Below are 12,189 nucleotides of genomic sequence, written 5' to 3' on the forward strand. Positions count from 1 at the left end.
CAACTGCATGACCCACCCCGTCCTGTCGATCGATCAACTCGTTGTCGAACGTGGCGGTCGTCGCATCGTCGATGGCCTGTCGCTGACGCTGGAGGCCGGAGAAATCTATGCGCTTCTGGGCGGCAATGGCGCGGGCAAATCGACCACGCTGTTTGCCATTCTGGGATTTCTGGAGCGCAGCGGCGGAACGCTGACGGTCGGCGGGCAGGACCCGGCGGGGCAATTGGACGCTGTACGCGCGCAGATCGCCTATCTGCCGGAAAACGTGGCGCTGTACGACCATCTGACCGCGCGCGAGAATGTCGATTATCTGCTCAAGGTTGCCGATTGCCCGCGCTCGCGCGCCGATGTCGAAGCGGCATTCGGATCCGTCGGACTGGCCGCCAATGCCTGGGACATGCGTGCCGGGCGCTTTTCGAAGGGCATGCGGCAAAAAACCGCGATCGCGCTGGCGATGCTGCGCGATACGCCGCTGCTACTGCTCGACGAACCGACATCGGGGCTCGACCCTGCTGCTGCAGCCGATTTCCACAAGCTGCTTGAAACGCTCGCCGCGCGCGGGGTTGCGGTGCTGATGGTGACGCATGACCTGCTGGGCGCGGCGGACACCGCAGACCGGATTGGCCTGATCGCAGGCGGCAGGATCGCAAGCGAATGGTTTGCTCAGCCGGGTGAACCGCGTTTCGACCTCAACGCGCTGCACAGCGGCTTTGCTAGGGTACGATGAGCCAGGTGTTCACAATCGCCGGTGCGGAACTCCGGCTGATGCTGCGGTCGCGGCTGGCAATCGTTGGCGTGGCGACCTTGCTCCTGCTGTCTGCCATTGCGGCGGTGACATCCGCAACGCAGATGGCGGCTGCGGCAAAGATGCGCGCCGAAGCGCAGATCGCCACCGACCAGCAGTTCAAGTCGCAGCCCGATCGCCACCCGCACCGCATGGTGCATTATGGCACCTATGCGCTGCGCCCGGTCGGGCCGCTGGCTGCGTTTGACCCCGGAGTCGATGCGTTCACCGGAACCGTGGTGTTTCTGGAGGGGCACCGACAGAACAGCGCCACCTTCGGCGCGGCGCGCGAATCTTCCGATCTCGTCCGCTTCGGTCAGTTGACCCCGGCGTTCGTGCTGCAGACGCTGGCCCCGCTGCTGCTCGTTTTCCTGGGCTTTGCCAGCGTCGCGCGTGAGCGCGAACGCGGCAGCCTGAGGGCGCTGGCGGCGCATGGCGCGACCGCTTGGGCAATCCTCTCGGGCAAGGCGCTGGCGCTGTGCGCAGCTGCCGCCCTGGCGATGGCCCCCGCCTTTGCCGCGCTCGGTTGGGCCGCAATTCAGCAACCCGCCGAAGCTGGCATCGCGCTGCTGACCGCGCTGTCGTACAGCGGATATCTGCTGATCTGGGTGCTGGTGATCACGGCAGTGTCTGCGCTGGCGGCAAGCGCGCAAGGCGCTCTGGTGACGCTGATCGCCATATGGGCCGTCGTCGTGGTGCTGGTTCCGCGCGCTGCAGCGGCGTGGGCGGGCGTGGCAGAGCCTCTGCCCAGCCGGGTCGATACCGAGTTCGCGATCGCCGCCGACCTTCGCCGCATCGGTGACAGCCACAACCCCAACGATCCGCACTTTGCCGAATTCAAGGCGAAGCTGCTGCAGAAGTACGGGGTCGGGAAGGTCGAGGATCTGCCCTTCAACTATCGCGGCGTGCTGGCGCAGGAGGGCGAGCGGCTGACATCGCAGCTGTTCAAGGACTATGCCGCGCGGGCCGGTGCCATCCAGCTGGCGCAGTCCGACCGGCTGACCGCGCTGGGGCTGATCAGCCCGGCACTGGCGGTGCGGCGGGCATCGATGGTCGGCGCAGCCACCGATCTGCGCACCCATCTGGCGTTCCTAGAAACCGCCGAGGCCTATCGCTACAACATGGTGCAGAAGCTCAACGCCTTGCAGGCGACAGCCGTCAGCGGCGCCGATGACTCCGCACGCAGCAAGGACCCGATCGCCGAGCGGCGCACACGCATTTCCGCCGATTTCTGGAAAGAGGTTCCCGATTTCCGGTTCGATGCACCGACCGCGTCGCGCCGTGCTGCCGGCATGATACCGTCGCTGGCCGTGCTGGCGCTGTGGATCGCTCTGGCACTGGCGTTGATGATGATCGCCAGCCGCCGCCTCGAAAGGAACGGCGCATGACCCATATCCTGCGCGAAATGTGGCTGCTGGGTCGCAGCCGGTCGGCGATCTGGGCGCTGCTTCTGCTGGCCGTGTGTGCGAGCGCGAGCGTAGCGCTGGGGCTGGCCAGCGTCGCCCGCGACCGCGCCGTGATCGATCGAATGCTCGCAGGCCAGGTGGCCGAGGAAGCTGCCCTCGCAGCGTTTGTCGAGGACGCAGGATCGGGCGCCTATTACGGGTTCCAGCCAACGTGGGACCCGCCATCGGATCTCGCCTTTGCCGCGCTTGGCAGCCGAGACATCGCACCTGCCGTGCTGCGGGTCCGCGCTCTGGCGCTGGAAGGGCAGATCTACGAGAACGAATCCTCCAACCCCGAACTGGCGCTGCCGGGGCGGTTCGATCTTGCGTTTGTTGCCGTGTATGTTGCGCCTCTGGTGCTGATCGCGCTGCTGCACGATCTGTGGTCGGGTGAACGCGAGGCCGGGCGCTATCATGCGCTCGCAGCATTGCCCCGCGCGCGCAGGCGACTGTGGACCAGCCGCGTTGCGGTGCGTCTGGCCGGTGTGCTGGTCGCCCTGCTGCTGCCCTTCGGCATCGGTGCGCTGATGGCGGGAACTGCGCCGCTGCGTGCGCTGGGTTTTGCCGGGCTGATCACGTTGGTCTGCCTGCTGTGGACGGCGATCGTGCTGGTGGTTGCCCGGCTGGGCGTCCGTTCGGCGGTCAACGCGGCCTCGCTCGCAGCGGTCTGGTTCGCGCTGACTTTGGTCGCGCCTGCCGGGGTGAACCTGGCGATCAACGCTGGCGTGCCCGTCCCCGATGGCGCTGCGCTCGCGCGCGAGAACCGCGAATATGTCCATGCCGGTTGGGACCGCCCGCGCGACCGGACGATGCGCGATTTCCTGAAGGTCTATCCGCAGCATGAAGCCGGCAGCGCCATTCCCCCGACCTTCCACTGGAAATGGTATTTCGCCTTCCAGCATCTGGGTGACCTGCACGTCGCAGAGCAGTCGCAGGCCTATCGCGATGGCATCGCCAGGCGTGCCGAGATGGGCCGGATCGCCGGATGGGTGCTTCCGCCTGCCGGACTGGCGCAGGCGATGTCGGCCATGGCGGGGACCGATGTCACCGCACAACTTGACTATCAGATGCGCATTCGCGCTTACCATCAGCGCTTGCGCGAGTTCTATTATGATTATCTGTTCAGCGAAAAACCCTTTGGCCCGCAAGAGCTGGCGCGCGTTCCGCGCTTTGACCCTGCTATCGGCGGCTAGCCTTGCCGCCATCCCATCGGCGCACGCACAGCGCGTGACCGACAACGCTGCTGCCGGGGCAGAGGATGCCTTTGGCACCAGCATCGGCAACGAGCGCGTCGGGCTGTACAGCGGCAGCGACGTGCGCGGCTTCTCGCCGGTGACAGCCAACAACATCCGGCTGGAGGGGCTATATTTCGATCGGCCCGCCGCGTTCACCGACCGGCTGGTGCAGAGCAACGTCGTGCGCGTCGGGCTGACGGCCCAGAATTATCTGTTCCCCGCCCCCACCGGCATCGTCGACTACAAGATCAGGCCGGCAGGCAATGATCTGGTGGTCAGCACGATGTTGGGCCTCAACAGCTGGGGCGGCGGCAGGCTGGAGATCGATACGCAGATCCCGGTGATCCGCGACAAGTTGAGCCTGGTGGCGGGCGTCGCCGGTTTCGTCGACGAACTGGCGCCGGGCAACCAGTCGTTCTTCGGCTCGTACGCGCTGGCGGCTCGCTGGAAGCCGGCACCGTCGGTCGAGGTCATCCCGTTCTGGAGCCGGATCGACCTTTACAACCGCGAGGCTGCGCCGCTGTATACGCCCGAAGGCGCGTATCTGCCGCCGCGCATCGAGCGCCGCCGCTTCCCCGGCCCCGAATGGGCCGATCAGCGCAATACGGTTCAGCATTATGGCGCACTGACCAAGGCGGGGCTTGGCCCCAATTGGCAGATCGCCGCCGGATTATTCCGCTCGACATCGGACAGCGCGACGAACTTTGCGCAGAATTTTACCTCCATGCGGCCCGATGGCACCGCGATCCGCCGCGTCAGCAGCGACCCGCCTTTGTCACTCGCCGGAACCAGCGGCGAACTGCGCATCAGCCGCAGCTTTGCCGATGGCCCGCGCCGTCACACGCTGCACGCAGCGCTGCGCGGACGCGAGCGGGTCAGCCGTTATGGCGGCGGCGCTTCGGTGAGCTTTGCACGCGCGCCGGTCGATAGGGTGCTCGATATTCCAGAACCCGATTTCACGTTCACGCCGCAGACGGGCGAGCAGGTGCGCCAGGCGATTGCCGGTCTGGCGTATGATGGCCGCTGGCAGGGCGTCGGCGGATTGAGCGTCGGGCTGCAGCATACATGGTACCGCAAGCGTGTAGACCGCCCCGGCGCGATCCTGGCGCGCACCGATGACGAGGCCTGGCTCCCCAATGTCACCGCCTCTCTCGAGCCGACCCGGCGGCTGGCGCTTTATGCCAGCTATACGCGCGGGCTGGAGGAAAGCGGGATCGCGCCAGACAATGCCGCCAACCGAACCGAGGCATTGCCTGCGATCCTCACCTCGCAGGTGGATGCGGGACTGCGCTGGAAAATCCCCGGCGGGATGAGCCTGGTCGCGGGCGTGTTCGATGTGCGCAAACCGTATTTCGCCGCTGACAGCGCAAATGTGTTTCGCGAGCTGGGCAATGTGCGCCATCGCGGGGTCGAACTGTCCGCGACAGGAACGCTGCTGCCCCGGCTCACGGTCGTCGCCGGCGCCGTGCTGATGCGCCCCCGCGTCACCGGGGAGGCCGTTGATCTGGGCCGTGTCGGTCGTCGCCCGCTGGGCCAGCCATCGCAGTTGCTGACGCTGGCGACGCAATACGACCTGCCCGGCGTCAAGGGTGTGCAACTGACCTTCAACGCCACGCATCGCGGTTCGCGCGCTGCCGACACGCGCAACCTGGTGTTCCTGCCAGCGCGCACCACGATCGACGCCGGTGTGCGCTGGCGGCTGAACATCGGCCAGAACCCGGCGCTGCTCAGGGTGCAGATGCTCAACGTCACCAACACTTATGACCTCGCGCTGGTCGGCAGCGGCAGCTATCAGGTCAATGCCCCGCGCCAGGTCACGATGTTCCTGACGGTGGATTTTTGACCGCCGGTCCGTGTCAGAACGGCTTGACCGTACCCAGGAAGCAGATGCCTGAGATAGTGATCCAGTAGACATAGGCCATCATCCGGCCATAGCCGATCTCGCGCTCCAGCGCGGCTTCCTGCACTGGGTCGGGACCCAGCGCCAGCACGCGAAACCGCGTGGTCCAGCGCCGCATGATCCAGCGCAGGCCAAGGCCGATGCACAGGGTAAAGCCGTAGAGCGTGAGCTTGCTGGCATACCAGCGCACCCCTTCGCTCGCTTCGAACGGACCATGGCCGAGCAGCGAGGATATGCCCGTGATGAAGATCGCCGGGATCAGCAGATAGCGGATCGCCTCGTCCAATTTGGTCAGCGTGATGCCGATATCGGTCTCGCGGCTGAAGAACGCGCCCCAGCACAGCCCCAGCCATCCGGCAACGAACAGCCACATCGCGGTCAGATAGCCGCCGCCATAGGGTTGCAGACCGTAAATGTTGCCCATGTGCAGCCCCAAGGGCAGCAGCAGGATGATGCCGGTGCGTGCCAGAATGTCGATGCGATAGGCGGTCTCCATATGCCGCCTGCGCTCGTCCAGCGACAGCGCCGGGTTGATGATATTGTAGCTCGACTGGAAAACCCCCCATTCCCCGCCCAGCCAATAGACCATCGCCAGGATATGCACCCAGCGCAGCACCAGTACCTCTTCGATCACGTGATTCCCCCACCCCAATTGGTTTCAATGCTTGCGCCGCGTCAGCGCACAGACAGCTCTTCGACGATGTCCAGGATCGGCGGATCGGGCTGTTCCATCGCCTCCACCTCCTGCTGGAACCCGCGCATGATCCGCGCGATATAGGCGCGCGTGTCTTCCCCGCGCTCCTGTCCTGCGGCACGGTCAGGCGCATAGTCCTCGACTTCGCTCCGCCTGAGACTGCCGCCCGCTTCGAGCAGTCGCTCGACCGTATCGAGCCGCTCGCGCGTCGCGGACAGCTCGGCCGCCAGTGCCAGCGTCAGCGAATAGAGCCGGTCGAGCGCGGGCTCGTCGAAAAAGGCGGGGCGACGCCCCTTGGCACGCGCGCCTGATCGGGCGATCCAGTCCAGTCCCTCGGTCATGCGGCCATCTCCCGTGCGGGCGCAGCCTTCCACGCGCCATAGGCATTCCAGATCGCAGCGCGGCCATAATCCTCGGCTGCGCCATCGGGTGACGGCGGAAAGACATCCGGATCGACCACCGCGCGCACGCCGACGGAGAACTGCTCCGCCTTGGCGAAGCCCGCTTGCTCGAGCGCCTCCTCCATGCTCACCCCATGCATCGCAGACCAGAATGGCTCATTGTTGTTGAATGCGTCCCAATCGCGCATGAACTGTTCGAACAGCGGCATGGCGGGGCCATATTGCGGCTGTTCGACATGCAGCATCAGCCCGCCGGGCTTGAGGACGCGATACGCCTCGGCCAGGATGCGCGGCATCGCGGCTGCGGAGAGCTCGTGCAGGAACATCGTCGTCTGCACCCAGTCGAAATGATCGTCGGGAAAGCGCGACAGGTCTTCGCCATCGGCCTGAACGAAGGTGATGTTCTTCACACCCAGCCCCGCCGCGCGCGCCGCGCCATAGCGCAGGCTGGGTCCGGCGGTGTCGATCGCGATCACATGAGCCTCGGGGAAGCCCTGTGCGATCGGCACCGCATTGTGCCCGACAGTGCAGCCGAGATCGAGGATGCGCGCAGGTGCCCAGCCGGGCCTGTTCGCCTTGGCCCAGGCGACCACCGCCTGCCCGCCGCCATCGTTGAGTGCGCCCAGCGCACCGCCGGTAGTGGCAAACAGGCCGACATCATAGTTCGCGCCCACCGTCACATCGCCGGGGCGCTCCTCGGAATGATAGCCGCCCGGCTGGCAATGAATGTCGACACAGGTCTGGTAGCGCGGCTGCTGAATGGCGGAATCGAGCTGCAACTGGCCCGAATGCGCGTTGAACTGCCGCGCCATCGCATCGAGCTGATCGAGCTGCCGCAGCACGGTCTGGCGGCCGTTCATCTGCCGCATCTCCATCGCGTTGCGCTTGAGCGCCGACCACATCCGGTGGAAGGTATCGCGGTTCATTGCGTCGCGGATTTCGTGACGATGCTGCGGGTCGCGGCCATGTTCGGCGCGAAATTCGGGAAGCACGCGATTGTCATACGCCAGCTGGTTGCCGCGCCCCAGGCTGCCGGACACATAGCGATTGAAATGGGTAAGAAAGTTGAACCGTGCGGCTTCGTCGTGTCGGGTGTTCGGCATCATCGGATGGCGTTTGAGCGCCGTGTAGGGCGGCGGCAAATCCATGGTCATCGCTTCGGGCCTTTCGCAGGACAGGAGAGGGCTTGCCCCTTCATTTGGGTCGATTGGTGTGGCGTTGTGCCACCGGCGGCTTGCCGAACGCACATTCTTGGACCGTTCGGTACCGATATTTGTACGGACAACTTCAGCCTTGAAATTGATCCCGATCAAATTTGCCGCAATTTCTGCAGGGCATATCGCCATCATCGTGGGTGGCGGGTGGACCACACTTGCCACACGCCGACGACATCGCTGGCAACAAGGCCAGGCATCATCGCCGCAAACGTCGGCGCGCAGGTGCGTTCGGCCTGTGTTTCTCTGGCGACGATGCAAACTCTCACTATATCCATCATCAGGAACAAGCGGAGCGTAGCCCGCCCGCCCGCCGAGCGTCATCTTCGCCCAGCGGCTGCATGCACCGCACCGATCACCAGCCCAGGGGCGATGTCCATCTGGGTGTCGCACGGAACACGACAAGGACCATCGACATGAGACCAGAGCGCGATCCTGTCAGCCCCGGCCAGCGCAGCGTGTGGGATTTCCCCCGACCCGCGATTGCCAAGCCCTGCGATGCCCATGTCCGGATCGAACATCTCGGAATGGTCGTGGCTGAAACCCGCGAGGCTGTCTGCACGTTCGAGACCAGCCACCCTCCCAGCTATTACATTCCGCCGCACGCGATTCCACCCGGAGTGCTGCGGCGCGCAGAGGGCAGTTCGTTTTGCGAATGGAAGGGCGCGGCGGTCTATTGGGACGTGGTCGTGGGCAACATCGTCCTGCCCCGCGTCGGCTGGAGCTATCCCAAGCCCAGTGCCAGCTTTGCAATCCTGCGCGATCATGTCGCCTTCTACGCAGGGCCATTCGACCGTTGCACGGTCAACGGAGAAACCGTGTTGCCGCAACCCGGCGCCTTTTATGGCGGCTGGATCACATCGGGTTTCGCAGGGCCGTTCAAGGGTGGGCCCGGCAGCATGGGCTGGTAGGACCGCCTGAGCGTTCCCGTATATCGCCTTGTTCCGAAAAAGCTGCTCCGGAGGCCTGAGGCATGACCAACGGGTCCGGAAATGGTGCGCCCGACAGGATTCGAACCTGTGGCCCCCAGATTAGGAATCTGATGCTCTATCCTGCTGAGCTACGGGCGCTTGCGACGGGGTTTAGCCAAGCCAGGGCGGCATGGCAACGCCGTTTGGGTCACGTCGCCCTGGCTTCAGTTCTTGGATTCGGGGGGCACGACGGGGAATGGCAAAGGTGCGACGGCGACGCCCTCCTCGATCAACGCTGCAGCATCTTCAGGCGCGGCCTGCCCATGGATGGCGGCGTGCTCCTCTTCGCCGTAATGCATCGCGCGCGCGCGATCGGCAAAGCTCTTGCCCACCCAGGTCGATTGCTCGAGCGCCTTGGCCTGCGCCTGGGCCAATGCCTGCAGCACCGCCTGCATTTTGACGATATCTGCAGGTGGCGGAGCGTTGCTGACCTGCACCGGCGCGATATCGCCGGGCGACGGGGCCTCGCGCGTGACTGGCAGCTGCTGGCTGCGTTGATTGCCCTTGGCGTTCAACCGCGGCGCCATCACCGCCTTGGCCACATCGGTCGACCCGCAGAATGCGCACGCCACCAGCCCCCGGGCACGCTGCTCCTCATATGCCTCGCTGGACGCGAACCACACTTCGAAGACATGGTCGCCAGCGCATTTCAGGTCGTAGACGATCATGGCCGCACCGCCTCTGCCACGGGCCTGCGATTGGCGATAACAGGCACGCGCGCGCGAACATCCGCGATCTGTTCCAGTTCGATTTCGGCAAAACCCAGGCCGGGCTGTTCGCCCATGTCGAGCAGGACCGTTCCCCACGGATCGACCACCAAGCTATGACCATATGTGCTGCGACCGTCTTCATGGTTGCCGGTCTGCGCAGCGGCAACGACGAAACAGGCGCTCTCGATCGCGCGCGCACGCAGCAGCACGTGCCAATGCGCCTGGCCGGTGGGAACCGTGAACGCCGCCGGGACCGCGATGATGTCCGCCCCCGCGCGGCTCAAGGCCGCATAGACGGCCGCAAATCGGATATCATAGCAGATCGATAGCCCCAGAACGGCATGCGGCAGGCGAACCGCCACCGCCTGATCGCCCCCCTGATAGACCGCAGATTCCCGCCAGCTTTCGCCGGACGGCAGATCGACATCGAACAGGTGAATCTTGTCATAGCGCCCAGCGATGCTGCCATCGGGTGCGATCACGAACGCGCGGTTGTGCCATCTGCCATCCGGATCATCGCCCTTGATCGCCAGCGAACCCAGATGCACCCACAAGCCAGCGGCAGCCGCTGCATCGCGCACTGAGGCGAGCACGGCATCGTCGGCTTCGTGACAAATGGTCTGGGTGGCTCTGGCGCGGTTCCGATCGAGCATGTTCGACATTTCCGGCGTGAACAGTATCTCTGCCCCGCCCGCCTTCGCATCGCGCACGGCTTTGACGAGCACGTCGGCGTTTGCAGCCGGATCAGTGCCCGCGTTCATCTGGAGCAGCGCAATCTTCATGTCAGCGAGCCAAGCGTGCGAGAGCCGCGATCACAATCCCAGCATCGGGTCGAGCTTGCCCGCGCGGTCCAGCGCCGCCAGATCGTCGGACCCGCCAACATGCTGCCCGTCGATGAAGATCTGCGGCACGGTGCTGCGGCCACCGGCGCGGCGGATCATCTCTGCCTTGGGATCGCCACCCATCGAGACCTCGACCTCGTCGAACGCGACGCCCTTGCTGCTCAGCAGCGACTTGGCGCGGAAGCAGTAGGGGCAGGTAAATTTGGTATAGATTTCGACCTTGGCCATGGGCATGTCCTCCAGCTCAATAATTGGGCGTTTTCCGCAGAAATGCAACCGTTGTGCCACCCTGGTGTCACATCATGGCACCCTCATCGCCTTCGCGCAGCACCCGCGCCCAGCAGAAGATGGTGACGCGCCGTGCGCCTGCCTGCTTGAGCAGACGCACGCAGGCATGCGTGGTTGCCCCCGTGGTATACACGTCATCGACCAGCAGAACGTGCCGGCCCGCGATGCGCGGACGCGTGTGGCTGGGAATATCGAACACGCCGCGGATGGCTGCACTGCGCTGCTTGCGGGTCATGCCCTTGAGCGGCGGCGTGGCCCGTACCCGGCGCAGCACATCGGTTTCCACCGGCAACCGATGCGGCGCAGCAAGGGCGCGCGCGATCAGGATCGACTGGTTGAAACCGCGCTGCCACAGCCGCCAGCGATGCAGGGGAACGGGGATGAGCACGACATCCTGCGTGTCGGCAGGCAGATGCCGCTGCAGGTGCCGGGCGACCAGCCTTGCCAGGCCAATCTTTCCGCCGTGCTTCAACTTGAGCACGATCGAGCGCGAGAGGTCGTCATACAGAACGGCGGCCTTGATTCCATCGTGCAGCGGCGGATGGGCCAGGCAGTCGGCGCACATCAGATCGTCATCGCGCCCATCGGCAAAAGGCTTGCCACAGGCCGTGCAGGCGGGGTCGCTGACAAAGCGCAGCGCATTCCAGCACTCGGCGCAAAACTGCAGATCGCCTTCGACCAGTACGCCGCAGCCGGGGCAGCGCGGGGGCAGCACCAGATCGACCAAAGCATGCAGGGCCCGGGCAAGTGTCATCCCCTCTTGTCGCGCGGCGCGCGCCCCGGCACAAGGCCGCGATGACCGAGGATACTGCACCCCGCCAGCTGTTTTCCCCCCAGCGCCGCCGCATGGCCATGGCCCGCGGGCAAAGGCTCGCAGCACGCCATGGCGGTGCCTTTCTGGCCGAGCATATGGCCGATGAAGTGGTCGAGCGGCTGGGCTGGGTGAATCGCAGCTTCGCCGACGTGCTGGTGATCGGCCATGCACCCGCTCTGCTCACCGACGCGCTGGCAGCACGCGGCGCTAAGATCACGCTGGCAGGACCTGTGGCGCGTGATGTCGCGTGCGATGAAGACGCCCTGCCCTTTTCCCCCGGAACGTTCGATCTGGTCGTGGCCCTGGGCACGCTCGACAGCGTCAACGATCTGCCTGGCGCGCTGATCCAGATCAACCGCTCGCTCAGGCCCGATGGACTGATGATGGCCGCGCTAATCGGCGCAGGCTCGCTGCCCAGGCTGAAGGCTGCGATGCTGGCCGCCGACGAGGCAGGCGGACGCGGCGTGGCTGCGCGCATCCACCCGCAGATCGATGTCCGCGCTGCCGGAGACCTGATGCAGCGCGCACGTTTTGCCATGCCGGTGGCCGACAGCGACAGCCTGACCGTGCGCTATTCAGCACTGCCTGCTCTGGTGCGCGACCTGCGCTGCCATGGCTGGACCAACACGCTCGCGTCATCACCGCCGCCGCTGACCAAGAATGCGCTGATCGCGGCCCTGCAGAGTTTTCATGAGGCTGCCGATGACGATGGCAAGACAGCGGAACGCTTCGAGATCGTCTATCTGAGCGGCTGGGCACCCTCGCCCGACCAGCCCAAGCCCGCACGACGCGGCAGCGCGACGGCTTCGCTGGCAGGCGTTTTGGGCAAAGCCAAAAAAGGCTGATGCGCTCAACGGTCAGCGCGCGACGATACCATGATCGCCGCGCCGA

Annotated in this window: 13 protein-coding genes and 1 tRNA gene; 6 read left to right on the forward strand and 8 right to left on the reverse strand. The window is 65.4% G+C overall.

All coding sequences use genetic code 11. From position 1 onward, the window contains the following. Positions 1-7: 7 nt before the first annotated feature. Genes D618_RS0109850 through D618_RS0109865 form a run of 4 tightly spaced genes read left to right on the forward strand, consistent with a single transcriptional unit; the run spans position 8 to position 5,307 of the window. The gene (locus tag D618_RS0109850; RefSeq protein WP_017671347.1) at positions 8-727 is read left to right on the forward strand and encodes an ATP-binding cassette domain-containing protein; all 720 of its coding nucleotides are present in this window, start codon (positions 8-10) and stop codon (positions 725-727) included. Beyond that, positions 724-2,172, forward strand: coding sequence for a DUF3526 domain-containing protein (locus D618_RS0109855; RefSeq protein ID WP_017671348.1), 1,449 nt, complete (start codon positions 724-726; stop codon positions 2,170-2,172). The genes D618_RS0109850 and D618_RS0109855 overlap by 4 nt, the downstream gene beginning before the upstream one ends. Beyond that, complete coding sequence (locus D618_RS0109860; protein ID WP_017671349.1) at positions 2,169-3,422, forward strand: DUF3526 domain-containing protein; 1,254 nt, start codon at positions 2,169-2,171, stop codon at positions 3,420-3,422. The genes D618_RS0109855 and D618_RS0109860 overlap by 4 nt, the downstream gene beginning before the upstream one ends. A 34-nt stretch (positions 3,423-3,456) precedes the next feature. After that, positions 3,457-5,307 carry a TonB-dependent receptor gene (locus tag D618_RS0109865; protein WP_202949942.1) on the forward strand — a complete coding sequence of 617 codons (1,851 nt, stop codon included), beginning with the start codon at positions 3,457-3,459 and terminating at the stop codon, positions 5,305-5,307. Between the two features lie 13 nt (positions 5,308-5,320). Here D618_RS0109865 and D618_RS0109870 read toward each other — a convergent pair whose 3' ends face one another. From D618_RS0109870 to D618_RS0109880, 3 genes are read right to left on the reverse strand one after another with little or no spacing between them, the layout of a single operon-like run. Continuing rightward, positions 5,321-5,998: a hypothetical protein gene (locus tag D618_RS0109870; RefSeq protein ID WP_017671351.1), complete on the reverse strand. Its 678-nt coding sequence runs from the start codon at positions 5,996-5,998 to the stop codon at positions 5,321-5,323. Positions 5,999-6,039: 41 nt separating this feature from the next. Beyond that, positions 6,040-6,399: a hypothetical protein gene (locus D618_RS0109875; RefSeq protein WP_017671352.1), complete on the reverse strand. Its 360-nt coding sequence runs from the start codon at positions 6,397-6,399 to the stop codon at positions 6,040-6,042. After that, a complete protein-coding gene (locus D618_RS0109880) occupies positions 6,396-7,613 on the reverse strand; it encodes a class I SAM-dependent methyltransferase (RefSeq protein WP_040370528.1) in 1,218 nt (405 codons plus the stop codon). Before D618_RS0109880 ends, D618_RS0109875 begins: the two co-directional genes overlap by 4 nt. Before the next feature lie 476 nt (positions 7,614-8,089). Here D618_RS0109880 and D618_RS0109885 point away from each other — a divergent pair, with 476 nt between their 5' ends. Then, positions 8,090-8,584 (forward strand): DUF427 domain-containing protein, encoded by a 495-nt coding sequence (locus D618_RS0109885; protein ID WP_026091514.1) that lies wholly within the window; start codon positions 8,090-8,092, stop codon positions 8,582-8,584. Positions 8,585-8,666: 82 nt separating this feature from the next. Here D618_RS0109885 and D618_RS0109890 read toward each other — a convergent pair. The 5 genes from D618_RS0109890 to D618_RS0109910 form a co-directional block, all read right to left on the reverse strand. Further along, positions 8,667-8,743 (reverse strand) — tRNA-Arg (locus D618_RS0109890). Between the two features lie 65 nt (positions 8,744-8,808). Then, complete coding sequence (locus D618_RS0109895) at positions 8,809-9,312, reverse strand: DUF1178 family protein (protein WP_017671355.1); 504 nt, start codon at positions 9,310-9,312, stop codon at positions 8,809-8,811. Continuing rightward, on the reverse strand, positions 9,309-10,136 hold the full coding sequence (locus tag D618_RS0109900) for a carbon-nitrogen hydrolase family protein (RefSeq protein WP_017671356.1): 828 nt from the start codon (positions 10,134-10,136) through the stop codon (positions 9,309-9,311). Before D618_RS0109900 ends, D618_RS0109895 begins: the two co-directional genes overlap by 4 nt. Positions 10,137-10,166: 30 nt before the next feature. Beyond that, on the reverse strand, positions 10,167-10,424 hold the full coding sequence (gene grxC, locus D618_RS0109905; protein ID WP_026091515.1) for a glutaredoxin 3: 258 nt from the start codon (positions 10,422-10,424) through the stop codon (positions 10,167-10,169). Positions 10,425-10,491: 67 nt separating this feature from the next. After that, a complete protein-coding gene (locus D618_RS0109910; RefSeq protein WP_040370388.1) occupies positions 10,492-11,238 on the reverse strand; it encodes a ComF family protein in 747 nt (248 codons plus the stop codon). Here D618_RS0109910 and D618_RS0109915 point away from each other — a divergent pair. After that, positions 11,232-12,143: a methyltransferase domain-containing protein gene (locus D618_RS0109915; RefSeq protein ID WP_238550636.1), complete on the forward strand. Its 912-nt coding sequence runs from the start codon at positions 11,232-11,234 to the stop codon at positions 12,141-12,143. The two genes, D618_RS0109910 and D618_RS0109915, sit on opposite strands and share 7 nt — an antisense overlap. Positions 12,144-12,189: the final 46 nt, after the last annotated feature.

The sequence above is a fragment of the Blastomonas sp. AAP53 genome (assembly GCF_000331245.1).
GTDB lineage: Bacteria > Pseudomonadota > Alphaproteobacteria > Sphingomonadales > Sphingomonadaceae > Blastomonas.